Below are 25,027 nucleotides of genomic sequence, written 5' to 3'. Positions count from 1 at the left end.
GCCCGCTCACCGCGGAAACTGCGATGGGACACGCCCACCCCTAACCCCTCCCGCAGGCGGGAGGGGGACTAACTCACCGCCCCTTCCACTGCCCTTCGCGCTTCTCGATGAAGGCGGCCATGCCCTCGGCCTTGTCCTCGCTGGCGGTGAGGATCTGGAAGATCCGGCGTTCGACGATCAGGCCCTGGTCGAGCGTCATCTCGAAGGCCGAGTTGACCATCTCCTTGTTGGCGATGGTCGCCATCGGCGGCATTCCTGCGATCACGGCGGCGGTCTTGAGCGTCTCGGCGATCAGCTCCTCATGCGGCACAACCCGGGCGACAAGGTTGCTCCGCTCGGCCTCCTCGGCGTTCATCATCCGGCCGGTGAGGCACATTTCCATGCTCTTCGACTTGCCGATCGCGCGGGTCAGCCGCTGCGAGCCGCCCATCCCCGGCGCGACGCCGAGCTTGATCTCGGGCTGGCCGAACTTCGCCTTGTCGGACGCGATGATGAAGTCCGCCATCATGGCAAGCTCGCACCCGCCACCAAGCGCAAAGCCGTTGACCGCCGCGATCCACGGCTTCCTCGTCTTCTTGACGATCTCGGACGTCCAGGGGCTGAAGAAGTCGTCGAGATAGAAGTCGGCCGGAGCCTTCTCGCTCATTTCCTTGATGTCCGCACCCGCCGCGAAGGCCTTGTCGCCGCTGCCGGTGAGGATTGCGCAGAGCTGCGAGCCATCGGCCTGATAGGCGGCAAAGGCGTCGATCAGCTCGACGAGCACCTGCGAGTTGAGCGCGTTCAGCGCCTGCGGGCGATTGATCGTCAGCAGCGTGACGCCCTTCGTCCCGCGGGCATCGGTTTCGACGGTGATGGTTTCGTAAGCCATGGTCTTTCCTCGTCGCCCCGGCACACGGCAGGGGCCTGTCTGGCGCGTCAGCTTCGCGTGAAGCCTAGCGGGATTCCCGCCTTCGCGGGAATGACGGATTAGTTAGGGAGCGGCGCCCATTCCTCGCCATCGGGCAGGGGCGCGAAGATCGTGTCGAGCAGGTCTTCGGTCACGTCCTCGGGCGTCGCCGGGTCCCACTTGGGATCATTGGTCTTGTCGACGATCACCGCGCGCACCCCCTCGGCGAAATCGGGGCGGGTCAGAACGCGCGAGGCGATGCGGTATTCCATCCGCATGTTGTCGGCGAAATCGGAGAGCGCAGCGCTCTCCGCCAGCTGGCGCAGCGCGACCTTGCAGGTCTGCGGGCTCTTGGTGCCGAGCGTGTCGCGCTCGGTCGCGGCCCAATCGTCGCCCGCGGCGGCGGCGGCTTCGAGGCTGGCGAGGATGTCCTCGTAGCGATCGGAATGGAAATGCTTGGCGATCTTGTCGGCATTCGCCTCGATCCGTGCCTTGGGCGGAGTGCCCACGGGCTCGGAGAGGATGCCGGCGATGCGATCGGGATGATCGTGGATGCGCGCCTTCAAGTCCTCGAGCATGGCGTGCGGCACGTAGTGGGTCGCAAGGCCCGTCCACAGGCACTCCGACCCGTCGAGCCGCGCGCCGGTCAGCGCAAGGAACTGCCCGAGCCGCTGGCCGAGGCGTGCAAGATACCAGCCGCCGCCGACATCGGGGAACAGGCCGATTCCCGTCTCGGGCATGGCGAAACGGGTGTTCTCGGTCGCCACGCGGAACTTGGCGGGCTGGGAGATGCCTACGCCCCCGCCCATCGTGATGCCGTCCATGAAGGCGACGATCGGCTTGGCATAGGTGAACATCTGGTGGTTGAGCTGATACTCGTCGTGGAAGAACTTCCGCCCGCTCGCGCCGCCGTCGTTCAGCGCCGACTCGCGCAGAAAGGCGATATCCCCGCCCGCGCAGAAGCCGCGGCCTTCGGCATGGTCGAGGATCACCGCCTTGATCGCGTCATCGGCCGCCCATTCGGTGAGCGCCGCGCTCATCGCGTGGCACATCGGCAGGGTCAGCGCGTGGAGCGCCTTGGGCCGGTTGAGGCTGATATGGCCGATGGGGCCATTCACCCGGATCAGAACGTCGTCAGTCATTGCCCCTGTACTTTCGGTTCGATGAGGTCCCAGCGATTGCCGAAGGGATCGCTGAACACCGCTACCGTGCCATAGCTTTCGTGGCGCGGTTCTTCATGGAAATTCACGCCAGCGTCGACGAGCCGTGCATGGGCCCCTGCGAAATCGTCGGTATGGGCGAAAAAGCCCACCCGCCCGCCGGTCTGGTTGCCGATGGCGGCGCTCTGCGCGGGCGTAGCGGGTTTGGCAAGCAGCAGGCGGCCCCCCTCCGTGCCGCCGACCACTACCCAGCGCTTGCCCCCGCCCATGTCGCTGTCCTCGATCAGGTCGAAGCCGAGCGCATCGACACAGAAGGCGATCCCGGCGTCGTAATCGGGCACCACCAATGTCGTCAGGGCGAGCCGGGTGCCCATTTACTGCCGCAGCAGGTCGCGGCCCACGATCATGCGCATCACCTGGTTGGTGCCCTCGAGGATCGAGTGCACGCGCAGGTCGCGCCAGAAGCGTTCGATGGGATAATCCCTCAAGTAGCCATAGCCGCCGAACAATTGCAGCGCGTCGTTGACGATCTTCGAGCCGCTGTCGGTCGCCAGCCGCTTGGCCATCGCCGAGAAGCGCGACTTGTCGGGGGCATTGTCGGTGACCTTGGCGGCGGCGAGGTAAAGCAGCGCGCGCGCGGCTTCGAGATCGGTCGCCATGTCGGCGAGCATGAACTGGGTGTTCTGGAAATCGGCGACCGGCTGGTCGAACTGCTTGCGATCCCTGGTGTAGGCGATCGCCTCGTCGAGGCACCGCTGCGCGCCGCCCAGCGAGCAGGCGCCGATATTGAGGCGGCCGCCATCAAGGCCCATCATGGCAAAGCGGAAGCCCTCGCCCTCGTCGCCGACGCGGTTGGCGACGGGCACGCGCGCATCCTCGAAGATCACCTGTGCGGTGGGCGAGGCGTTCCAGCCGAGCTTCTTCTCCGGCGCGCCGAAGCTGACGCCGGGGGTGTCCTTGTCGATGACGAGGCAGGTGATACCCTTGGTCTTGTGGTCGCTGGTGCGGACCATCGTGACGTAGACGTCGTTGACGCCGCCGCCCGAGATGAACTGCTTTGTGCCGTTCAGCACATAGTGGTCGCCGTCGAGCCGCGCGCTGGTCTTGAGCGCCGCCGCGTCCGATCCGCTGCCGGGCTCGGTCAGGGCGTAGCTCGCGATCTTCTCCATCGTGACGAGGTCGGGCAGATACTTCGCCTTGACCTCGGCCCCGCCGAACTGGTCGATCATCCATGCGGCCATGTTGTGGATCGAGATGAAGGCGGATGTAGAGGGGCAGCCATAGGCCATCGCCTCCATGATCAGCGCTGCCTCGAGCCGTCCGAGGCCGATTCCGCCCGATTCTTCGGAAACATAGATCGCCCCGAAGCCGAGCTGGGCGCTCTCCTTGATGACGTCCTTGGGGAAGATGTGCTTCTCGTCCCACTCGGCCGCGAAGGGCGTGATGCGGTCGGCGGTGAAGCGCTGCGCGACCTCCTGAATGGCCAGCTGGTCGTCGGTGAGTTGGAATTGTCCGTGCATGGCGAGTGCTCTAGCGGCGTTGCGGGGCCGCGAAAAGAGCAGGCGGCGCGCGGGGCGGGCGGAAAATTGCTAGGCGCGGTTGATGCCGATCACATCCCGCGCGCGCGCGGCCTCGTAATCAGGCGAATGGTCGGACACATGCGCACGCTCATCTTCGTATACAACGCCGACGGAGGCCTGCTGAACGCCGCGCGCGACGCGGTGCACAAGCTGGTGCGCCCGGCGACCTACCCCTGTTCGCTTTGCGCGCTGACCTATGGCGCGGTGGCGAAGCGGCCCGCGTGGGCTGCCTTCCTTGCTCGGGTGGGGTTGCCGGCGCTGTTTCTCTATCGTGACGAGTTCCGCGACACCCTCGATACCCGCGATCTGCCGCTGCCCGCGATCCTGATCGGTGGCGCGGGACAGGAGCCGGAGGTGCTGGTGAGCGCCACGGAGCTTGACGCGCTAGCCGATCTGGACGCGCTGATTGCGCTGTTGGAGGCACGGATCAGCCGCTGACACGCTCCAGTCGGCAAGCGTCGGCCTTGCCCGCCTCGGCGGCGGCAGCAAAACGCTCTGCGGTGGGCGCGAGGCGGCGGATCAGGATGACGCCGCGCGACGTCGGGCTCACGATCGCACCCTCTTGCGGGGCGCTCCCGGGCGGGAGAAGGTCCACTTCTATCTGGCGACCGGTGCCGCGCAGAACCGCGAAATTGTCGGTGCGCGCGTCGAAGAATGAGAGCGACTGGTAATCGGGCCAGTCGCCCACCCTTACCGCAAGCCGCGCGGCTGGATCGCTCAGGTCGTAGCGGCACAGCGCGTAATAGAGATCGGGCGAGGAGCGCACCACGGTCTGCGTCTGCGGCGTCACCCGCTGCGGGGTGGTGAAGGCGTGGAGCGCCACGCCCCTCTCCTCGAGCGCCGCCATCGCGCGGTCCATGATAACGGCGGGCGCGAGATAGAGCGCGAGCGCGTGCACGGCCACGGCGGTGACCAGCAGCGTCAGCAGCGGCCCGGCCCAGCGCTTCATGCCGCGCCCTCGCACGCGACGCGCTCGATCCGGGGCGGTTTGAGCACAGCGTTGGGATCGGTGAGCAGCGCGGCCTCGGGCATGTAGAGCCTCAGGGTCAGGTCGAAGGTGCCCGCGCCCCGGCTGGAGATCCACAGCCCGCCGTCTGCCGGGCGCTTGGGCGCGATCACCGCGGACCACGCCCCGCCCCCGGCCCGCTCGGCATTGATGCTCAGCGCGCCATCGGTGTTGGCGGGAAGCATGCTCTGCCCGTCATAAAGCGTCACCGACCACCATCCGGCCGGCATCGGGTCGCCCGACAGGCGATAGGTGCAGGCTTCGCGCAATGGCGCGCCCGTATCGTCGGTGGCGCGGGTGAAATAGACTGCCTCAGTCTTGGCGAGCGCCAGCAGGCCGTGGCGGGCGACGCGGGCGCGGGTGTAGGGATCGGCGGCCTCTGACCCGACCGCGAAGTCGCTGCGCCAGCCGCCGACATCGACATCGCCGAAAGCCATGGTGCCGCGCGCCGGCCACAGCCCCGCCAGCCACAGCGCGCTACCCAGCCCGAGCGCGAGGCCCGCGATCACCGCCGCTAGATAGGCCCCCGCACGCTTCATCAGCCGGGGATCACCGCTTCGGCCTCGATCTCGACCCGCCATTCGGGGCGGCACAGCCATGCCACCCCTGCCATCGTCGCGGCGGGCTTGGCCTCGGCGAAGAACCGCGCATGGACCGCGCCGACCGCATCCTGGTCGGCCGGATCGGTGAGCAGCATCCGGGTGCGCACCACGTCTGCCGCCGAGCCGCCCAGCGCCTCGATCGCCGCGACGATGATCGTGCAGCAGCGCGCCGCCTGCTCGGCCGCGCCACCGGGCGTGGTGGAGCCATCGGGCTCGACCGGGCCGGTGCCCGCGACGATGATGCGGTTGCCTTCGCGCACCGCGCGCGCAAAGCCGAAGGTCGCCTCGAACGGTGAGCCGGAAGTGGTCCGCTGGCGTGTCATTATCCGCAGCTGATGCCCGTGATCTTCATTTTGTCGTCGTAGCGCACGTTCACGCGGTCTTCGCGGTAGTCCATCGTCCACGCGCTGTTCGGCGGGCCCCACCGGAGCGTGCGCGCACCCGAGTCCTTGAGGATCGCGGTCCCCATCGCCTGCGTCGCGTCATGGCCGATGTGATATTGCGCGGGATCGGCCTTGCAGGTCATCGCCGCCGCCTGATCGGGCGCGCTGCCGGTGGTGGCGCATCCCGCGAGCCCCGCTGCCGCGAGCGCTGCGATCAAGATGTGTTTCATCCGCTCCTCCTCTGCCGCGCCGCTTTGCGCAGCGTCGTGCTGGAGGCAGCCTAACAGGCCGATGCGAGGATGAGAAGGTCAGGCGACCCTGAGGCGAACCGGGGCCGCGGCCTCCGCAGCAGCGTCGGTCGCCGCCGCCAGCGCGGCAAGGTCGGCGGCCGGGAGCGGGCGGCCGACGAAATAGCCCTGCGCATGGTCGCAGCCGATCCGGCCGAGGAACTCGAGGCACTCGCCCTCCTCGATCCCTTCGGCCACGACCTTGATGCCCAGCTCGTGCGCCAGCTGCACGGTCGATCGCACCAGCATCGCATCGCCCTTGTCGACATGGGCCTGCGCCACGAACATGCGGTCGATCTTCAGCTCCGACAGGGGCAGCAGCTTGAGGTAGTTGAGCGCCGACTGGCCGGTGCCGTAATCGTCCATCGAGATGCGGATGCCCGCCGTGCGGAAGCGCTCGAGCGCGGCGATGGCGCGGTCCATATCCTCGAACTGCGCGCTCTCGGTGACCTCGAAGGTGACCTGGCCCGCAGCAGGCCCGGCCTTGGCGACCAGCGCCAGCGCGCGGGTCTCGAAGGCCTCGACGGTCAGCAGCGCGGCCGAGATATTGACCGCCACCCCGATGGCGAGCCCGCGCGCGCGCCAGCCTTGCGCGTCGGCCAGCGCCTGCGCGATCACCGCCAGCGTCAGCTCGTCGAGCCGCCCGCGCTCCTCGAACAGCGGGATGAAGCAGTCAGGCGGCAGCATCCCGCGTTCCGGGTGGTTCCAGCGCACCAGCGCCTCGACCGAATCGATCCGGCGCGTAACGAGGTTGAGCTTGGGCTGGTAGAGCACCGCGATGCCGCCGTTCCTCAGCGCATCGTCGAGATCGCCGAGCAGCGAAAGCTCGCGGCTGATCGTTTCGCCCGCTTCGACAGTGTGGAGCCGCCAGAATTTGCCGGCGCGCTTGGCCTGGCTCGCGGCATGGGCGGCGAGCGCGGCGGGATCGGCCATGTCGGCATCGGCGACCCCGAAGGTCAGCGACACGGCAAACCTCTGGCCGCCCAGCTCGAAGGGGCTGCGCATCAGGGCGCGCAGACCGGCGAGCTGGGATTCGAGCTCGTCGATCGGCAGCGGCGAGAGCCACACCAAGGTGCGATCCTCGCTGTGGTAGATCGCGGGCACGCCGCTCGCGACCTTGAGGCGCTCGGCGATGCGCCGCAGCAGCGTGCCGAGGCTGTCGCGCTCCATCGTCAGCTTGAGCGCGTCGAAATCGTCGATCTGCGCGGCGATGACGAAGCGATCGGCCGGCCGGGCATCGCGCGATTCGAAGGCGGTGCGGTTGGGCAGGCCCGAGGCGGGATCGATCCGCCGCCGCGCCTCGGCAAAGCGATGGGCGAGCACGAGGTAGCGAACCACGCCGGCTGCCAGCAGCTGGACCAGCGCCGGGACGATCTCGAACCACACGGAAAGGCCCACCCGCGCACCCATCCAGGCCGCGACCAGCACCAACGCCGCAAGGCCGGTGCGCAGCATCACCGCGCGGCGGCTTCCGGCAGCAAGGATCGCCAGCGCAAGAACGCTGGCCAACAACAGCGGCAGCGACCACGAGCCGTAGACCGGCACGCCGTTGAGGAGTGTCTCGGCCCCCAGCGCCTGGATGACCACTCCCGGGATCACCCCGTGGCCGGGCACCGCATAGCGGTCGCCCAGCTCGATTGCGGTCGCGCCGATGATCACGTCCTTGCCCGCGAAGCTGCCTTTCGGGAACATCCCGCGTTCAACGGCGATGAAGCTGGAGCGCGGGATGGTGTCGGGATCGATCGCGAAGTCGATCGGGAAGTCGGCCCCCACCGATCCGCTGCGCCCGGCAACGGTCGCGGCGAGCGAGGGGCGCGGGGTGGCGCTCGTCACCGTGCCGAACGGCAGGCGGCGGACATAGCCGTCGGGATCGGGCGCGACCGAGACCGAGGCGAGCTGGGCGTGTTCGCGCAGCACCGGGATCGGGAGCGAATCGAGCTGGCGCTTGTCATCGAATCCGGCGGCCTGCGCGAAGGTCGGCAGGGCGACCGGGGCTCTGGCTGCGGCGATCGCAGCGCCGAAGGCAGCATCGCCGGCCTGGTCGGCGGGGCTCGAGAAGTCGACGTCGAAGCTGATCGAGCGCGCGCCCGCAGCGTCGAGATTGCGCACGACGTCGGCGAAATGGTCGCGCGGCCACGGGTAGCGGCGGATCGCGGCCATGCTGGCGGCGTCCATCTCGACCACGTGGACCTGCCCGCTCGCCGCGTGGCCGAAGAGCGCGAAGGTGAATTCGCCGAGGCGGTTTTCGGTGCTGCGGAAGACCCCGGTCAGCGCGGCGGCCGAGACCGGCACTGCGAGCGCGGCGACCATCAGCGCGCCGATGCGCCAGCTATCCGATCGCAGCGCGTCGCGGCAGCGGGTGAGGATGCGGCGCAGGAAGCGCATGGTCGCGGCGGCCGATCCGCTCAGGCCCGGAGGGCGACGGTGACGGGGTTCGGGTTCGCATCAAGGCCGAACGCCAGCCCCCCGCGCCCCCCGCCGCGGCGACCGTCGCGGCCCTTGCCATCACGATCGCCATCGTCGTCGCCGTTCCCGCGGCCGTTGCCGCCGCCATTGCCGTTGCCGTTCCCGCGGCCTTTGCCGTCGTCGCCATCGTCATCGTCATCGGAACCGTTGCCGTTCCCGTTGCCCATGTCGCCGTCATCGTCGTCGTAATCACCGTCATCGTCGTCGGAGCCGTCGCCGCCGTTGCCGTTGCCGTTGCCGTTGCCCTTGCCGCCGTCATCGTCATCGGCCTCGTCGTCGGAACCGTTGCCGTTGCCGTTCCCGTTGCCGTTGCCGTTGCCCTTGTCACCGTCATCGGCGTCGTCGGAGCCGTTCCCGTTCCCGTTGCCGTTGCCGTTGCCGTTGCCGTTCCCGTTGCCATCGCCGCCGACGGAGACGCAGGTGCCGACGAGGCAGACTTCGCCCTCGACCACACCGCCGCCGCCGTTGCCATTGCCGTTACCGTTACCGTTGCCGTTACCGTTACCGTTGCCGTTGCCGCCACCATTGCCGTTGCCCGAACCCTCGCCGGCCGAGACGCAGGTGTTGCCGACACAGACCTCGGCACCGTCGGGGACACCGCCGTTGCCGTTGCCGTTGCCGTTGCCGTTGCCATTGCCATTGCCATTGCCCGACGATCCGTCCGGGGTTTCGCTCTGGCCGCCCCCGTTGCCCCCGGCGTTACCTTCGCCGCGCACATCCGCGACCGCCACGGCGGCCAGCACCACGACCTCGCCGCTGGCAAAGCCGTTCGAAACCTGGCCGAGGTCCTGCGGCGTGCTGACGATCGCCTGGTCGATCCGCGGGCTGGTGTCCGGCAGGCTCGCCGCGGGCTCGGCTGCGGCCGGCTGCAGGGCCGGAGCCGGAGATGCACCCGCGCCCGCGGCAGCCGGCGCAGGGCCGGACGGAGCGGGCGTCGCAGCCGGCGGGGCGGCAGAGCGCCCGGGCGAATCCAGCACACGGCGACCCTCGCCCTCGATCACCATCCGCAGCGGATCGGCCGCCGCGATCATCGCCACATTGCCCGGCGTGACGAGCTCGACCGCGCCGCCATCGAGCGTCGCGGTCTCGACCGCGCCCTCGGTGACCTGCAGGCTCGCGCCCTCGTTGGTCACGGTGATCACGAAGGTCGTGCCCTTCACCACCGCCGCCAGATAGGGCGTGTCCACCCCGAAATGCGGGTTGGGCTGCTTGCCGATGTTGAACAGCGCGCTGCCGTAGTCCTGCAGGATCTGGACGATCCCGCGCTCGCGCTGGGCCGGCGCGATCCGCAGCTGCGCGTTCTGGCGCATCGTCACGAATTCCTTGCCGCGCACCAGCACCGCCGAGGAACGCGCCGCCGTCCGCACCGTGGCGCCCGGCGCAAGCTGGGTTCCGACCTTGGCGGGCCGGGTTCCCTTGGCGTCGATGACCGTAACGGCCCCCTTCGCCTCGGACACGGTCCAGACCGCTCCCTGCGCAAGCGCGGGCGCGCCGCTGAACAGCAGCAGCAGAAGGGGCAGCAAGAGGCGTTGCATGATCCGCATAGGGGTTCTCCGACTTTCGCCCTTATCCCGGGACCTGCGGATTTGCCGTTTACGGAGTTGGTTAAAAAATTATGCGGCTGAGACTCGGTTAACCTTTGAAATGTAGGGGAGAGGCTCTTTCTCGATCGAAAGGGCTGTCCCAATCTTGCGGCGGGTTAATCTGTGGGGGTGCGCGATCACGGCGCTGGCGGCTGGGCCGCTGGCGGCGCAGGACGTGCTCGACCGCACCAATCCCCAGACCCAGGCAGCCCGCGACGACCAGACCCTGCCCGCCGACGATCAGGTGCGCATCGAGGTGCTGCCGGTGCTCGACACCCCGCTCGCTCCGACCGGCGGCCCGGTGCTCGATGTCGGCGCGATCGTGGTCGATGGCCTCGTGGCGATGCGGCAAGCCGATTTCGCGCCGGTGGTCGAACCCTTCGCCGGACGCCCGCTCGACCGTGCCGAACTCGGCCGCCTGACCGACGCCATTGCCGCCCGCGCGCGCGAGGCGGGCTATGTCCTCGCCACCGCATGGATCCCCGAACAGACGCTCATCGGCGGGATGCTGCGGGTGCGGATCGAGGAAGGCCGGATCGACGGGGTGCGGGTCGAAGGCTCCGACGATCCCGCGATCCGCCGTCAGCTCGAACGGCTGACCACCGGCCGCCCCGTCACCCTCGCCGCGCTCCAGCGCGAAGTGCTGCTGGCCGACGACCTGCCGGGGGTGTGGATCCGCTCGACCCGCTTCGACCGCGACGGCGAACGCCGCATTCTCGTGGTCGACGCGCGGCGCAGCGATTTCGGCGGCACTGTGCTCGCCACCACCGACGGCACCAAGCCGCTGGGGCCGATCCGGGCGCGGATCGATCTTGACGCCAACGGGCTGATTTCGCCCCGCGACCGGGTGGATCTCAGCTTCTTGGCGACCCCGCTCGATCCCGAGGAGCTCGCCTTTGTCAGCGCGCGCTATTCGGTGGTCATCAACGATCGGGGCACCACGGTGGGCGCTTTCGGCTCCTATTCGCGCACCGAACCGGGCGCCTATCTCGCGGGCCGCGAGTTGCAGGGCGAATCGTGGCAGGGCGGCATCCGCATCCGCCACCCGCTGATGCGCACCCAGAAGCGCAGCCTGTGGCTCGAGACCAGCGCCGAATTGCAGAACCTGTCGCAGGACAGCTTCGGCACGCTTGCCCGCCACGACCGGATCGCGCTGGTGCGGCTGGGCTTCTACGGCTTCGCCCCGCTCGCCGGCGGCAACCTCCAGGGCCGCCTGACCGCGAGCCAGGGGGTCCCCACCTTCGGCGCTACCCCGACCGGCAGCCCGCTCGCCTCGCGCATCGATGCCGAGCCCGATTTCACCACGCTCGGCTGGTGGCTCAGCTGGCGCCGCGGGGTGGCCCCGCGCGTCAGCCTGCAACTCACCAGCATCGGCCAGCTCTCCACCGCCCCGCTGCTGATCGGCGAGACCTTTTCGCTCGGCGGCACGCAGTTCCTGCGCGGCTACGACTTCGCGCAGGCCGTGGGTGACGAGGGCGCGGCAGGCCTTGCCGAGCTGCGCTACGACTGGCCGCGCGCGCTGGGCGCGGTGCGCAACCTGCAGCTCTATGCCTTTGCCGATGGGGGCACGGTCACCAACCTTGCCGCCGGGCGCGGGAGCGAGACGCTCGCGTCGAGCGGCGCGGGCCTGCGCACCGACATCACCCGCGACCTCGACCTCGATTTCGAGATCGCGGTGCCGCTCACCGAAGACCGCTACGACACCGGCGACAGGACGCCCCGGATCAACGTCAGGGTCAGCCAGTCGTTCTGAGGCGCGGCGCGCGGGGGCCTCAGTCCTTGTGCTTGTCGAGCTCGTCGCCGGTCACGGTCACCACGTGGAGCAGGTTGGTCGCGCCCGGCGTGCCGAACGGCACCCCGGCGAGCACGATCAGCTTCGCGCCCGCACCCGCGACCTTGTGCCGCAGCGCCATGCGCTTGCCCTTGCCGATCATCTCTTCGAAGCTGCCGATGTCCTTGGTCGCCACCGCGTGCGCGCCCCACAGCAGCGCGACCTTGCGCGCGGTGCGAATCGAGGGGGTGAGCACCAGCACCGGCGTCGCAGGCCGCTCGCGCGCCACCCGCCGCGCGGTCGAGCCGCTGGTGGTGAATACCGTGATCGCGCTGATCGGCACGGTGTCGGCGATGGTCATGCAGGCATGCGCCAGCGCGTCCGAGGTGGTCGCATCGGGCGGTGTCTCGAGGAAGCGCACCCGCGCCTTGTAGCCCTCGTCGCGCTCCACCTGCACCGCGATCCGGTCCATCATCGCGACCGATTCCTCGGGCCACGCGCCCGCCGCGCTTTCGGCCGAGAGCATCACTGCGTCGGCCCCGTCATAGACCGCATTCGCCACGTCCGACACCTCGGCGCGGGTCGGCGTCGGCGCCTCGATCATCGACTCGAGCATCTGCGTCGCCACGATCACCGGCTTGCCCGCGCCGCGCGCCATGTTGACGATCTTCTTCTGGAGCGGCGGCACCTCGTAGGGTTCGAGCTCGACGCCAAGGTCCCCGCGCGCGACCATGATCCCGTCAGCGAGTTCGATGATCGATTCGAGCCGGTCGACCGCCTTGGGCTTCTCGATCTTGGCGCAGATCGCGGTGCCGTGGGTGCCGATGAGCTTGCGGGCTTCGGCAATGTCCTCGGGCCGCTGCACGAAGGAGAGCGCGATCCAGTCCGCCCCCTGATCGGTGGCGAAGGCGAGGTCGCGGCGGTCCTTCTCGGTGAGCGCGGGGATCGGCACTTCGGCATCGGGCACGTTGACGCCCTTGCGGTCCGAGATCACCCCGCCGACTTCGGCGCTGCACAGGATGCGGCTGTCGTCCGCTTCGAGCACCTTCAGGCGGATCTTGCCATCGTTGATGAGCAGGCGCTGGCCGCGCTCCATGATCCCGAACAGCTCGGGGTGCGGCAGGCAGACGCGATTCTCGTCGCCCGGCGTCTCGTCCCGGTCGAGCACGAAGTGGCCCGAATGGCGGATCACCGCCTGCCCTTGCGCGAAGGTGCCGACGCGCAGCTTGGGCCCCTGCAAGTCGGCAAGGATCGCGATCGGCCGGGCGAACTGCTTTTCGAGCGCACGGATCGCCGCGACCACGGGCTCGTGATCGGCATGGCTGCCGTGGCTCATGTTGAGGCGGAAGGCATCTGCGCCGGCGCGCACCAGCCGCTCCAGCATCTCCGGCGAGCGGCTCGCGGGGCCGATGGTGGCGAGAATCTTGACCTTGCGGCCGCGCGGGTCGATCCGTCGTGACATTAGTGGGTATCCCTCTTGGGCGATGCCTATGGCACAGGCGCATTTCAACTCAAGGAAAAGCCGTGATGAATACCAATGCCGATCCGCTCGATACGCTGGATGACGCACAGGCCGCCGCCGCCTTCCGCCGGCTGGTGCGCCACCTGCGGCATCGCCACGATGCGCAGAACATCGACCTGATGGGGCTTGCGGGCTTCTGCCGCAATTGCCTCGCTGACTGGATCCGCGACGCGGGCTACCCGGGCGACAAGGAAGAGGCGCGCGAAGTGATTCACGGCATGCCGAGCGCCGAATGGAAGGAGACCCGCCAGACCCCCGCCACCGAGGAACAGCTCGCCCGCATGACCGAGAGCGTGGCGAAGAACGCACAGGAATAATTTTCGCAGGCGGTTCAATCGCGGCGGCGGGCTGGCTATCGCACCCTCCAACCGATTCTCACACAAGATGGAGCCCCCCTATGGCCGAAACCGCCGACGACCGCCTGCGCCTTCTGATCGAGCGCATCGAACGCCTAGAGGAAGAAAAGAAGGGCATCGCCGACGACATCCGCGACGTCTACATGGAAGCCAAGGCCGTGGGCTATGATCCCAAGATCATGCGCCAGATCGTGCGCCTGAGGAAAATGAAGCCCGACGACCGCAGCGAGCAGGACATGCTGCTCGAAACCTACAAGGCCGCGCTCGGCATGGCATGAGGCGTGGCGCCCGCGCGATGATCCGTCATTGAAACCTTATCGGTCCGTGTTATCTCCGTAACACAGCCTTGCAAGGAGAGAGATCAATGGCATCCCCGTGGAGAGACGCGCGCGGCGTCATCGTCAGCACCACCCCGACCCTCGAGGGCCGGCCGATCCAGGAATATCTCGGCATCGTCACCGGCGAGGTGATCGTCGGCGCCAACCTGTTCCGCGACCTCTTCGCCAATATCCGCGACATCGTCGGCGGGCGTTCCGGCTCGTATGAGCGCATCCTCGCCGACGCGCGCACGCAGGCCATCCAGGAACTCCAGGCCGAAGCCGCCGCGCTCGGCGGGAACGCGGTGGTCGGGATCGACCTCGATTACGAGGTGATCGGCGCACAGGGCTCGATGCTGATGGTTTCGGCGAGCGGGACGGCGGTCAGGGTCTGAAGGGACGCATGCACGCTCTGCTAGCATAACGGTCCGGCCCGATTTCTGCCGCGAAAGTCCACCTAAGCGGTTGCGCGATGGCGGCTTTGCGATACCTTGCCACCGCGGCATTTGGGGACCGTGATCTTGGGTGGCATCTTCCTGTCATATTCGCGTGCCGATCGCGACCATGCGCATGCGGTCGTGCAGGGTCTGCGCGCGCTCGGCGTCGAGGTGTGGTGGGACGAAGACATGCCGGGCGTCGACTGGCAGTTCGAATTGACCTACCGGATCACCGAAATGGCGGCCGTCATGGTGTTGTGGTCGCCCAAATCCCTCGACAGCAAGAATGTCGGCGACGAGGCGCGCCTTGCCTACAAGCAAGACAAGCTCATCAACGCGTTGATCGGCGTCCCGGAGCCGCGCGAACCTTTTGCCCGGATCAACGGTTTGCCATTGGACGGCTGGGATGGCCGGGAGCCGCACAACGGGTGGCGGCGGCTGGTGCAGACCGCCGAGAGCTTTCTGGTCAAGGCCGGCGATGTGCCGCCCGGAGCCGTGGTGGCGGCGCTCGACCGGGTCGAGGCGGAATGGGCCGCGCTCAAGCTTGAACACCGCACGGCGACAGAGGCATTCTCCGAAGCGCAGGTCGCACTCTACGACACACTGGAAGCCGAGCAGGAGGCCAAGGCTGCCGCTGCCATCGCCAACAACGAGCTCAAGCGGATTGCCCAGCTGGACCTCGACCCGAAGGTTCTCGCTGCGGCGATCGCGGCAGCCCAGCAGCTGGTCGACGAACGCGCGGCTGCGCTTGCCGAAGCAACCTCGGCAGCCCAATCCGCCCGCGCAAAGCTGAGCCACGCCTCGCGCAAGATGAAGCGGCTGGAGGATGCGCTGAAGCGGCCGGAGGCGGTGATCCCCGCAGGCCCGATCACGCCCGCGCCGCCGCTCGAAGCGAATGAACCCGGGCCGGAGCCGGTGCCGAAAGCGTCTTCCGGTCCCCAGCCGGAGACGCCCGAAACCGACGAGCCGACGCTGGGACCGGGGTCCGAACCGATTGCGGCTGCTCCCACAAACACGCCTGAGGATGATGCGCCCCCGCCGGCGAAGGCGGACGATCGTGCGCTTTCGCCGGCGGGATCGGACGAAGGCGCAGCAACGCCAATTCCCGAAAGACAGACTTCCAAGCCCATCGTCGCAATGGTCATCGGCGGGATGATTGCAACCATGCTGGTCGTGGTTGCCATCGCGAGCCTGATGAAGCCCTCGCCCGCAAAAGAGGTGTCTCCCTTCGAAACCGTGGCGGCGGAGACCGGAGCTGCGCCGCAACCGGTGCAGACCAACTCTCCCGCTCCGGCTTTGCAGCTTGTCGGGACATGGACCCACGCCGGCGTCCCGTGTGCCGAAGCCACCGAAGAGAACGGCCGCCAACAGTTCCAGTGGGACGAGGCTGAGGGGTGGCGGCTCAACGGGACGCCGGTCGACGGCAGCCTGACCCCGAATGCCGAAGGCTGGTTTGAGATCGACCGGGTATTCTGGCGCATCGACGGCGCGCAGCTCTTGCTGAGTGTCAGCGGAGGCAATGACGCCTCGCCCATAACGCTTAACAGGTGTGGCGTATGACTCGTAGTCGGCTTCGAGCACTTCTTGTCCTGTTTGCGCTCTTCGCATGCCATGCGCTGGAAACCCGGCCCGCCTTGGCGAACGACCCGGCAGGCGTATGCGGCGGTGTGAGGGCCGGCTGGGAGCGGGCCGTCGCATCGGGCAAGCCCGGCCAGATCGCGGCCGCGCGCGAAGCGGCGAAGCGTTTGAGCGGGCCCTGTCCGGAACTCCAGCGGCGGATTGCGAAATTTGACCTGGAGGCCAGACGGCAAATCGAGCGCGAACGCGCCGAGAAGAAAGAGGCAGCGCGTCTTGCCGCGGCACGGGCGCGGCAGCAGGACATCACGCTTCGCGCCCCACCACAGCTGACCTACCCGGCCCCGATGCCCCGCCCCCTGACGTTCGAGGAGCTTTGCGAACGCGGGGATGCCAAGGCCTGTGGCGATGCCGCTGAACAATTCTGGGTCGGATCATCAACCGTTCCGATAGATCTGAACAAGGCGATGACGCTCTATGAGCGGGCCTGTCGGGGTGGATCGGCGGGGGATTGCGGCATACTCGGCCTGAAGTTCGAATTCGGACGCGGCCCGGCCAAGGATCTCGTCAAGGCGCGATACTTCTACAATCTTGCGTGTGAGGGCGGGGTTCCGCTCGGGTGCCATGACGCGGCCGACATGGCACGGCTGATCGACGTCAACCCTGACCGAGCGATGATAACCCGGCTCTATGGCACTGCCTGTGACGGCGGGGTCCCCGAGGCATGCGAGCAGTTGGGTGACCAACACTTCGATGGCAATTGGGTCGAGAAGAGCTTTCCGAAGGCGGCGCAATTCTATCGACTGGCATGCGAGACAGATCCGGAAAGCGGAGCCTGTTTGAAATGGGCCAAAATGCTGTTTGACGGCCGCGGCATTCCCGCAGACGGAAAACGTGCCGCCCAGATCTTCGAGCAGGGATGCAAAAACGGCCAGCTAGAGAGCTGCGATCTCTTGGGAGAAGCTTTTGAATCGGGCGAAGGTGTGCCTCAGGATGACAAAAAAGCGGTAGCCTTGTGGAAACCCGCTTGCGAGCAAGGTTACTTGCTATCTTGCCAACATTTTGGGCTAATGCTGATCGAGGGAGCGGGAGTTGAAAAGAACGAGCAGTTGGGCTTTTCTTTCTTGAATAAAGCATGTGCGGAAAAGATTTCGGAAAGCTGTACTGTGCTTTCTGTCGCACTTTTGTCAAAAGATCCTTCTCCGAAAAACAAAACCAAGGCATTCGCTGCCTTTCAAGAATCATGCGAGCGCGGAAACTATCTTGGCTGCGGCCTATGGGGGAGCATGTTCGAGGACGGATGGGGTACAAAGCCCGACCCCGTCCGAGCCCTCGAGCTTTACGAGCAGTCTTGTGAAAGCGGTCTGGCAGCCGCGTGCGCATCGGCCGCCAAGCTTCTCGAGCGCGGCCGTGGCAAGGTCAAACCGGATCGTTACAGGGCTACGCTATTGGTTGAGCGCGGGCTCAAGCTTGACCCCGCCCGGGAAGACCTCCTTCAGCTGCGGGAAAAACTCAAGCGACCCGCAAGGTGAAGCCTTGGCGCTGGACGTCAGGAGCGCACCGCCCCCCGATCCTTCTCCCGCGCCTCCTCCGAAAGCGCCGCCCAAGGCCGCAAGTCCGGATGCAGCCTTCGCGCATTGTCCCGCGGCTCCTCGCCTGACGGAGCCCAGCCCGCCAGCAGACGCTCGGCGCTCCAGCGGTTGTGTTCGGCCTCGGCCAAAGCCTCGATCAGCGCCTCGCCTTCCAGCCCGCTGGTTGCCGCGTCCCATTGCTTGATCGCCAGGTGATCGGCCGCGGCGCGGTTGGCGGCGATGTAGGTTTCGGGGAGGTCTTGCCAGCGCCCGCTTGCGGGGGCCGTGCCGCCACCGCCGAACTGGCGGTCATAGGCGAGGTGGATTTCGGCGGCGCGCTGGTCGGCATCGCGGCTGCGCAGGGTGTTCACCGTCACCCCGGCGCCGGGGATGATCGGCGGCAGGAACACCAGCTTCTCGCTCGCGAGCAGCGGCCCGATCGCGCAGCTTGTGGCGAGGACCGGCTGCACCGGGGCGGGGTCGGCATGCGCCTGCCGCAGCCGCGCTGCCAGCGCGAAGGCCTGCGCCAGCGTCGCGTCGGCATCGCCCGCATCGACCAGGTGGCAGGTGATCTCCACCGCCGCACACGCCGCATCGGCGGAAAGGATGCTGACCTCGGGGCACTGATCGCCCGCACCGAACACCGCCCTGGCATGGCGTGAGAGCTGCGCGACCGTGTCCGGCAGAGCGGTCTCGGCAGACAGCCCCGCCCACACGATCCGCGGTGCGCCCAGCCTCACCGACCAGAATTGCCGCAGCGCCGTCTCGGCCGCCCAGACCAGCGCCTCGCTCATGCCCCACAGGCACAGCGTGACGCGCGGTTGGCCGCGCTCCACCGCGCGTTCGAGCATCGCGGGATTGGCGAGCGCCGCGCGGATCGCCGCGCCCGACAGCGAATGGGGCCGCAGCCGGATCGCCTTGTCGAGCATCAGATCGGGCGATTGCAGCAGCGCGTTCTGGAGCGCGGGCGACTGGACGCGGACATCGATCTCGCCGACCGACAGGCTGTGCCCGCTCCGCAAGGCGGCCGCGGCGGCGATGTTGTCGGCATCGCTGGCGTGCCACACCACCACCGCGCTCGCCCCGGCGACCGAGGCCGGGACCGCGGGGAGGCAGACGATCCCAGCGGTGTGGAGCTGCTGCTCGCGGTCCTGATCGTCCGGCAGGCCGGGATCGATCAGCACGATGGCCTCCCCCGCACTGGCACTGGCCAAGGCCAGCGCATCGGCGCTCCCCCCCTGGCCGAACACCACCGCATGACCGTGCATCCTGCCCGCCGCGAGCCAGCGCGCCAGCCACAGAAGCAGGCGCTGGCGCAGCAGCCAGAAGGCGCCGAGAAACGCTATCAGCGGCCCTGTGGTGCGGGCGATGATCTCAGGCAGCGTCAGTTTGGCCGCATCGGCTAGAGAGAACTGCGGGGCGAGGTAGAGGAACGGCGCGTACACGAAATCGGTCGCCTGGGCGAGGCCGGGCACCGTCCCCGCCGTCCGGTAGCGTTCGGCCACGGCCCATATGGCGCAAGTCGCCGTCACGAGGATCAGCAATCCCAGCAGCACCATCCGCCACGCGCGCAAGGGCGACCGGGCGCTGCGGACCAGCCAGCGGGCGAAACGGGCGGCGAGGTTAGGCGTGGGGGTCATGATCGGGCTCAGTCTATGTCGATGCGTACAAAGTCTTGATCAGTTCTTGCATGGCTTGGTCGATATCGCGGGTCGCATCAATCGTCCCGATCGCGGCAAGCCCGGCCAGAAGCGGGGCGTTGTCGCAGCGGACACCGATAATCCCGGCACAGGCACCCACCTCACCCCAGCGTGATCGGCCGCGCTGCATAGGCGAAGCGCCAGTCGGCGAGGTCTTCGTCCAGCATACCTTGCGTATCGAGCAGCAGGTCGAGCAGCGGTTCGAACAGCGGCGGCTGGCCTTTGCAGGGGTTCGGGTCGCAGTCCGCAGCTCGCTGCTCGAGCTGTGCCGCCCGCTTCGCCAGCGCCTTCAGGCGATCGGCGGTGTCCTTCGATCGCATCGCGAACCGCTCGAAATCGCCCTGGAACCGGATCCCCGCCGCTGCGGCCGCCACCGCCGGCAGGACCGCACCGGCAAACGCAGCGACGTAGCCCACTGCGTCCTTGAGGAGATAGGCAGGCGAATGCGGCTCGATCAGCCCTGCCGCGTAAGCTGTCCAGAGCACCAGAAAGGCAAGGCTGAAACCCGCAGCCCACTGGATCGCGCGCAGGCTGATGGTGTCGAGCCGGTGGTTGAGCGCCTCGAGCCGCTGGTGGTTGAGTTCGTGATAGACCATCTGATCGTCGATCACTGTCCTTGCCGCACGCGCCACAGCGGCGATGCGCGCCGGGGTCATTGCGGTAGCGGGGCCGTGGCCAACCTCGTCGATCGGCAATTCGGGCAGGGCGGCGATGGCATTGGCAAAGTGCGGCGCCCACACCGTGCGCGGCGGCGCGTGGCCCGCGCCATGGCTGTGGTCGTGGTGCTCTTCATGATCCTCGAGCGCCGCTGCCTCGAGCGGACGGCGCCCCGAAAAACCGGCCCATGCCAGCAATTGCCCGCTGCGCTGGCTCTCGGCGATCAGCCGTGCATCGAGCCATCGCTGGTGAGTGTCCTGCGCGTGCAGCCAGCCCGATCCCCGGCGGCGCGAGTGCCGATCGGCAGGATCATTGGCGCGGTTGGTCATGAAGATCGCGGTGGCGAGCAACACAACGCCCAGCTCGATCAAGACCAGTATGGGTTTGGACTTCGGGAAATCGAACATCAGCAGAGCCGAAAGCACCGCGCAGGTGACAGCCGGGGGGGCGAGCAGGAAAATCCAGACATAGGCGGAGCGGTACTGGTTGCTCAGCCTGGTCGCGAGCGCATCGGCCTGCGCGGCGTAATCCAGCAACGGGGCGGCATTGGCCGTCCCCGCGTCGCCGCGTTTGACCCCGAACCAGAAGCCGTAAAGCAGGGCCGAACGATACCACCCGCCCGTGGCAGGGCGCGCATGGCGGAAGGGGTTGGTGCGCAATTCCGTCGCGATCTTCCCCGCCTTGCGCTGGGCCTTGGTCAGCTGGCGCAGCGCCGCCTTCGGATATTGCAGAACCCAGTAGAGCATCCGGGCATAGGCGCGATGGGTGTCACCCGGCACCGGATCGGGCGGGTTCTCGCCCGGCGCATGGCTTTCGATCCATTGTTCGGGCGGCTTTTCGTTCAGATAGCGCGTGATGCAGATCGCGCGGGCATCGTCATTGCCGAGCAGAACCTGCCCGACCGCAAGATCGATTGCCTGACATGCCTTGTCGCAGACGGGAGCGGTCTTGTCCCTCGCCGGAGCGGGGGGTGACCACAGCCGCACCATGTCGCTCGCGGCCATGGGGGCGCCGTCGGTGCGGGGAAGGAGGCTGACACTGCTCGCGGGCTTCGCCGGGTCGATCCAGACCACCGGCACCCCGCTGCGCAGCGCCTCGGTGACGACGTCCGCCGTGCCGCCGCGTCCGCGCGGGGGCGTGCCGTCCCACAGCGCGATCAGCAAATCGGCGCGGCGCACCAGCATCTGGCCGATGGTGGCATAGCGGCGCGCCTGCCAGTCCTCGTCGGCGCGCGCGTCACCGCTCGGCTGCCAGTCGGCGAGCGTCAGCACCCGCCCGGCCTTGCCCGCGAGTTCGGCGATGCCATCGACCCCGGCGGTGATGTCCGCAGGGGCCAGTTGCGGCGCGCGGCGGGCCTTCCTTTCGGCATTGCGCTTGGTGAGCGCGGCGCGGGCGAGCTGTTTGCAGACGCCGGTCTCGAACGGCAGGATCGCCTCGAGCCTCCACCCCGCGCCCGCACTCTCGGGCAAGATCGCCGCACGGGCACCGATCTGGTCTGCCCCCGGCGCGAGCGCCGACAGGAACCGCAGCGTGACCTCGCGCGGGGCGTCGATCGGATTGCGGACCTTCTCCCGATCGAGGTGCCGGGCCGCGAGCGATAGCACGGTGCCGATCTGCCCGATCAGCGCCGGATGGGCGTCGGCGGCGATATCCTGATGCCCGGTTATGGCAACGGTGAAGACAAGGGGCGGCGCGGCGGTGGGGGCGGTAAGAGGGGCGGTCATGGGGTGTCTCCTCGGCCGAGCAACTGGAGCAGAGTTTTGCGCGCGCCTTCGATCCGACGATCGGGTTCAAACCCCATCGCGTCCCACTCGTCGAGATGCGTTGCTAGCGTGCGGGCGACGGCGAAGGCATTCTCTTCCTGACCGAGCTTCAAGAGGACAAACAGCAATCGTGTCAGCGGGACAATGAGTTCGGCGCGCAGCTCGCCGATCGCAGGATTGGCCGCGACCAACTCATGACGGGTGACTGCGGCTGTCTCAAAATAGTCAAGCGCAGCCTCTAGATCTCCTGAACCGCCCCGCTGCTCGTAAAAATCACCAAGCCGCTCATGCGAGATCGCCAGATCGCGCTGTGCCTCCCCATCCTGCGGATTGTCGCTCGCCAGCCGTTCGTCTGTAGCAAGGCTCGCCAAATAGAATGCAAGAGCCAGATCAGTATCACCAGGATCGCCACGGAGTAGGAAAAAATCACCGAGATTGGTCTGGGAACCCGACAGGTCGCGCTGCGCCTCGCCATCCTGCGGATTGTCGAGCGCCAGACGTTCGCGCGTCACGAGGCTCTCCGTATAGTATCCCAGCGCCAGATCGAAATCACCAGGTTCCCCACGGCGCAGGAAAAAATCACCGAGAATGGCCTGCGAAACCGACAGGTCGCGCTGCGCCTCGCGGTCCTGCGGAATGGTGCGCGCTAGCTGTTCGCGGGTCCCAAGGCTCGCCCGATAGTATCCCAGCGCCAGATCGGCATCACCCGGACCGCCGCGCCGCCGGTAAAAGTCACCCAGCCTGTTCTGTGAAACCGAGAGGTCGCGCTGCGCCTGCCCATCCTGCGGATTGTCACGGGCGAATGGCTCGGTTGCGTCAAGAGCCGCCTGATAATAGCCCAGCGCCAGATCGAAATCACCCGGACCGCCGCGGCGAAGGAAAAAATCACCTAGCTTGGTTTGCGAAACCGACAGATCGCGCTGCGCCCGCGCATCCTGCGGATTGTCGCGCGCCAGCCGTTCGGCCGTCGCAAGGCTCGCCTGATGATAGCCCAGAGCCAGATCGGCATCCCCCGCACCGCCACGCCGCTGGTGAAAATCACCCAGCCGCTCCTGCGACACCGAAAGGTCGCGCTGCGCCTGCTCGTCCTGCGGGTTGTCGCGCGCCAGACGTTCGCGCGTCGCAAGGCTCGCTTGATAATAGCCCAGCGCCAGATCGGCATCCCCCGCACCGCCACGCCGCTGGTGAAAATCACCCAGCATGTTCTGCGCCACCGACAGATCACGCAGTGCCTGCCCATCCTGCGGATTTGCTTCAGCATGAGCCACCGCCATTTCGTGGCGCATTTCAACCAAGCGCTGCGCCGCGGTGATCCCGCTCAGGCGCGTGGCGAAATGGGCGCACACTCCGATATTGGAGATCAGGCGCTGGTCTGGTCGATCCCGTTCGAGCAAGGCCATCGTCAGCTCGGTCAAAGGTGTCAGCCACCGCTCTGTCATACCGCGCTGAAGCCGCGCCTGATGTTCCAGCACAGTCGCAAAATCGTCAGCCAACCCAATCAACAACTCCCGCAGCGCCTCACGCCGTTCGGCTCCCATGCGCACCCTCAAGGTCTCGGCCACCAGCCGGTGGATGCTGGCGCTCGGCTCCTCGTTCTCACCCTCCTGCGGATTGGCCCTCAGCAGTCGCCAGTCGTCCAGCCGTTCCAGCGCCTGTGGCCACGGATCGGCCGCAAGGCTCGGGCCCTCGGGCGCGGCGAGTTCGGGGTGGTCGCTCTCCACCAGATCGCGCAGCCAGTTCACCGGCACCAGATCGGGCGGGCACAGGCTGGCGTATTCGAGGATCGTCACCTCCGCCGCGCTCAGCCGCGCCAGCGTCTGCTCCATGATCGCGCTGATCGTCTGCGCCGTCACCGCCGCGCGCAGCTCGCCGCGCGCCTTGCCCAACGCCGGATCCTCGAACGCGCCCACGCCCTGCGCCTTCAGGGCATCGCGCATCTTCGCATAGGAATAGCCCGCCCGCGCCTGCACCCGCACATGCGCGCCGATCAGGTCGATCGAGAGCACATGGCCCTGCACCATCGCCACCAGCTCGCGCGCGGCGGCCTCCTCGGCGTCGCCGGCAAAGGCATGGTGCGAGCGCAGCAGCGCCAGCGCGTCGGCCGGGGGCAGATCGCCGATCTCGATCGCCGCGGCCTCCTCCAGCCCGAGCTCGTCCGGCCCCAGCCGGCTGGTCACCAGAAAATCGAGCCACTCGTCCTTGGGAAAGGCGCCCAGCTGCTGCCCGCCGAGCAATTCGGGCTGATCGACATTATCGAGGATCACCAGCATCCGCGGGGCGATGTTGCAATCGCGCTGCTCGACCGGGGTGAACCAGTCGCCGCCCTGCTGCCGGAGCAGGCCCACGATCCGCTCCCGCCCCGCCTCGCAATGCGCCTGGAACCGCTGGCGATAGAGCGCGAACTTGGCCTGATCGGACAGCGCCTGCTCGGCATCGCTCAGCGGGCAGCCGAGCATCAGCGCCAGCGTCTCGAACACCTCGAGCAGATTGCGCTTGCCCTCGCACCCCACCAGCCAGCGCCCGCCGCAGGCATAGTAGCCGCCATAGGCATAGGCATATTGCACCGCGAGCGCGCTCTTGCCCTGCCCGCCGAGGCCATGCAGCGCAGCGATCAGCGACACCCGGCCTGCGCTCAGCAAGCGGTGGAGATCGCGCAATTGCTGCCCGCGCCCGACAAAGCGTTCGTAACTCGCGGTCAGGAACCCGCCCATCTGGGCCTGTTCGGCCAGCAGGGCGAGATCGAGCCGGTGAGCGATGGCGCGGTCGAGCTGGGCGAGCTGGTCGGCAAAGTCCTGCGCCCGCAGCGTGGCGTCGGCGCGCGGGGCGGCGGCGAGCTGCTGCAACCGCTCCTCGCTGGCGAGCAGTTCGAGCGCCTCTGCCCCGCCATCATACCACGGGCGCACATCGATCAGTTCCTGATGCTGCACCCGCTGGATGTCGGCGATCCAGGCGCGGAACTGCTCTTCCAGCTCGACCTGCTGCTTGGGGTCGAGCTCGGGCGCGGAGGCGAAATAGACCGGCACGATCCCGCCTTCCGAGCGCGACAGCGTGTGTTCCAGCCGGAGATATTCCTCCCACTCGCGGCGGCACCAGGCGCTCTGGAGATAGGCGGGCGAGAGGAAGGCGAGCAGCAATTGCGACGAGCGCAGCGCCTGACCGATGCGGTTCTCCCAGTCGTCTCCGGCGCGCAGGCAGTGGGAATCGTAGAAGATGCGCAGCGGCTGGCCCGAAAAGGCACGGTGGCGCTGTTCGAGCCGCTGCTTGAACCCCTCGACCCAGCCGATCGCCCCGGGGCGGGCAGGCTGGTTGTCGGCATGGGCATAGGAGAGGAAGAGATGATGCTGAACCGCCATGAAGCCCCCGATGCGGCGCACACGCTCCCCAGCGCGATTCGCCCCAGGCCAT

The 25,027-nt window shown here is 67.8% G+C and carries 21 protein-coding genes; 7 read left to right on the top strand and 14 right to left on the bottom strand.

The genetic code is table 11. The annotated features are described in order from the left end of the window. Positions 1 to 73: 73 nt before the first annotated feature. The 4 genes from PFX90_RS16055 to PFX90_RS16040 form a co-directional block, all read right to left on the bottom strand. A complete protein-coding gene (locus PFX90_RS16055; RefSeq protein WP_285713670.1) occupies positions 74 to 868 on the bottom strand; it encodes an enoyl-CoA hydratase-related protein in 795 nt (264 codons plus the stop codon). Between the two features lie 98 nt (positions 869 to 966). After that, positions 967 to 2,028 (bottom strand): enoyl-CoA hydratase/isomerase family protein, encoded by a 1,062-nt coding sequence (locus tag PFX90_RS16050; protein WP_285713669.1) that lies wholly within the window; start codon positions 2,026 to 2,028, stop codon positions 967 to 969. After that, positions 2,025 to 2,420: a VOC family protein gene (locus tag PFX90_RS16045; RefSeq protein WP_285713668.1), complete on the bottom strand. Its 396-nt coding sequence runs from the start codon at positions 2,418 to 2,420 to the stop codon at positions 2,025 to 2,027. The genes PFX90_RS16050 and PFX90_RS16045 overlap by 4 nt, the downstream gene beginning before the upstream one ends. Then, the gene (locus PFX90_RS16040; RefSeq protein ID WP_285713667.1) at positions 2,421 to 3,566 is read right to left on the bottom strand and encodes an acyl-CoA dehydrogenase family protein; all 1,146 of its coding nucleotides are present in this window, start codon (positions 3,564 to 3,566) and stop codon (positions 2,421 to 2,423) included. Between the two features lie 138 nt (positions 3,567 to 3,704). Between PFX90_RS16040 and PFX90_RS16035 the strand changes: the two genes are divergently transcribed. Continuing rightward, positions 3,705 to 4,064 carry a hypothetical protein gene (locus tag PFX90_RS16035; protein WP_285713666.1) on the top strand — a complete coding sequence of 120 codons (360 nt, stop codon included), beginning with the start codon at positions 3,705 to 3,707 and terminating at the stop codon, positions 4,062 to 4,064. Here PFX90_RS16035 and PFX90_RS16030 read toward each other — a convergent pair. From PFX90_RS16030 to PFX90_RS16005, 6 genes are all read right to left on the bottom strand, one after another. Next, the gene (locus PFX90_RS16030; RefSeq protein ID WP_285713665.1) at positions 4,054 to 4,575 is read right to left on the bottom strand and encodes a DUF1254 domain-containing protein; all 522 of its coding nucleotides are present in this window, start codon (positions 4,573 to 4,575) and stop codon (positions 4,054 to 4,056) included. The genes PFX90_RS16035 and PFX90_RS16030 overlap by 11 nt on opposite strands. Then, the gene (locus PFX90_RS16025) at positions 4,572 to 5,171 is read right to left on the bottom strand and encodes a DUF1214 domain-containing protein (RefSeq protein WP_285713664.1); all 600 of its coding nucleotides are present in this window, start codon (positions 5,169 to 5,171) and stop codon (positions 4,572 to 4,574) included. The genes PFX90_RS16030 and PFX90_RS16025 overlap by 4 nt, the downstream gene beginning before the upstream one ends. Further along, complete coding sequence (locus PFX90_RS16020) at positions 5,171 to 5,557, bottom strand: RidA family protein (protein WP_336426501.1); 387 nt, start codon at positions 5,555 to 5,557, stop codon at positions 5,171 to 5,173. The genes PFX90_RS16025 and PFX90_RS16020 overlap by 1 nt, the downstream gene beginning before the upstream one ends. Next, on the bottom strand, positions 5,557 to 5,847 hold the full coding sequence (locus tag PFX90_RS16015) for an I78 family peptidase inhibitor (protein ID WP_285713663.1): 291 nt from the start codon (positions 5,845 to 5,847) through the stop codon (positions 5,557 to 5,559). Before PFX90_RS16015 ends, PFX90_RS16020 begins: the two co-directional genes overlap by 1 nt. A gap of 78 nt (positions 5,848 to 5,925) precedes the next feature. After that, entirely contained in the window at positions 5,926 to 8,289 is a 2,364-nt protein-coding gene (locus PFX90_RS16010) for an EAL domain-containing protein (RefSeq protein WP_285713662.1), read from the bottom strand. A gap of 20 nt (positions 8,290 to 8,309) precedes the next feature. Beyond that, a complete protein-coding gene (locus tag PFX90_RS16005; RefSeq protein ID WP_285713660.1) occupies positions 8,310 to 9,905 on the bottom strand; it encodes a FecR domain-containing protein in 1,596 nt (531 codons plus the stop codon). Between the two features lie 154 nt (positions 9,906 to 10,059). On the opposite strand from PFX90_RS16005, the gene PFX90_RS16000 reads away from it, so the two are divergent. Beyond that, the gene (locus tag PFX90_RS16000) at positions 10,060 to 11,706 is read left to right on the top strand and encodes a ShlB/FhaC/HecB family hemolysin secretion/activation protein (protein ID WP_285713659.1); all 1,647 of its coding nucleotides are present in this window, start codon (positions 10,060 to 10,062) and stop codon (positions 11,704 to 11,706) included. A 19-nt stretch (positions 11,707 to 11,725) separates the two neighbouring features. Here PFX90_RS16000 and pyk read toward each other — a convergent pair whose 3' ends face one another. Next, positions 11,726 to 13,186, bottom strand: coding sequence for a pyruvate kinase (pyk, locus tag PFX90_RS15995; RefSeq protein ID WP_285713658.1), 1,461 nt, complete (start codon positions 13,184 to 13,186; stop codon positions 11,726 to 11,728). Between the two features lie 65 nt (positions 13,187 to 13,251). On the opposite strand from pyk, the gene PFX90_RS15990 reads away from it, so the two are divergent. From PFX90_RS15990 to PFX90_RS15970, 5 genes are all read left to right on the top strand, one after another. Next, positions 13,252 to 13,563 carry a DUF1244 domain-containing protein gene (locus PFX90_RS15990; RefSeq protein ID WP_285713656.1) on the top strand — a complete coding sequence of 104 codons (312 nt, stop codon included), beginning with the start codon at positions 13,252 to 13,254 and terminating at the stop codon, positions 13,561 to 13,563. Between the two features lie 80 nt (positions 13,564 to 13,643). Further along, positions 13,644 to 13,880, top strand: coding sequence for a DUF2312 domain-containing protein (locus PFX90_RS15985; RefSeq protein ID WP_026092160.1), 237 nt, complete (start codon positions 13,644 to 13,646; stop codon positions 13,878 to 13,880). Positions 13,881 to 13,966: 86 nt separating this feature from the next. After that, the gene (locus PFX90_RS15980) at positions 13,967 to 14,314 is read left to right on the top strand and encodes a heavy metal-binding domain-containing protein (protein ID WP_285713654.1); all 348 of its coding nucleotides are present in this window, start codon (positions 13,967 to 13,969) and stop codon (positions 14,312 to 14,314) included. A gap of 126 nt (positions 14,315 to 14,440) precedes the next feature. Continuing rightward, a complete protein-coding gene (locus PFX90_RS15975) occupies positions 14,441 to 15,916 on the top strand; it encodes a toll/interleukin-1 receptor domain-containing protein (RefSeq protein ID WP_285713652.1) in 1,476 nt (491 codons plus the stop codon). A gap of 74 nt (positions 15,917 to 15,990) precedes the next feature. Continuing rightward, positions 15,991 to 17,463 carry a tetratricopeptide repeat protein gene (locus tag PFX90_RS15970; protein WP_285713651.1) on the top strand — a complete coding sequence of 491 codons (1,473 nt, stop codon included), beginning with the start codon at positions 15,991 to 15,993 and terminating at the stop codon, positions 17,461 to 17,463. 17 nt (positions 17,464 to 17,480) lie between these two features. Here the strand turns inward: PFX90_RS15970 and PFX90_RS15965 are convergent, their stop codons facing one another. The 3 genes from PFX90_RS15965 to PFX90_RS15955 form a co-directional block, all read right to left on the bottom strand. Next, positions 17,481 to 19,142, bottom strand: a complete 1,662-nt coding sequence (locus tag PFX90_RS15965; protein ID WP_285713650.1) for a RyR domain-containing protein — start codon at positions 19,140 to 19,142, stop codon at positions 17,481 to 17,483. A gap of 161 nt (positions 19,143 to 19,303) precedes the next feature. Beyond that, positions 19,304 to 21,583 carry a hypothetical protein gene (locus PFX90_RS15960; RefSeq protein WP_285713649.1) on the bottom strand — a complete coding sequence of 760 codons (2,280 nt, stop codon included), beginning with the start codon at positions 21,581 to 21,583 and terminating at the stop codon, positions 19,304 to 19,306. After that, positions 21,580 to 24,975 carry a toll/interleukin-1 receptor domain-containing protein gene (locus PFX90_RS15955; protein ID WP_285713647.1) on the bottom strand — a complete coding sequence of 1,132 codons (3,396 nt, stop codon included), beginning with the start codon at positions 24,973 to 24,975 and terminating at the stop codon, positions 21,580 to 21,582. The genes PFX90_RS15960 and PFX90_RS15955 overlap by 4 nt, the downstream gene beginning before the upstream one ends. Positions 24,976 to 25,027: the final 52 nt, after the last annotated feature.

The sequence above is a fragment of the Erythrobacter oryzae genome (assembly GCF_030271515.1).
GTDB classification, from domain to species: domain Bacteria; phylum Pseudomonadota; class Alphaproteobacteria; order Sphingomonadales; family Sphingomonadaceae; genus Erythrobacter; species Erythrobacter oryzae.
The sequence above is the reverse complement of the archived record's forward strand: the minus strand, read 5'-3'. Positions and strand labels throughout refer to the sequence as shown.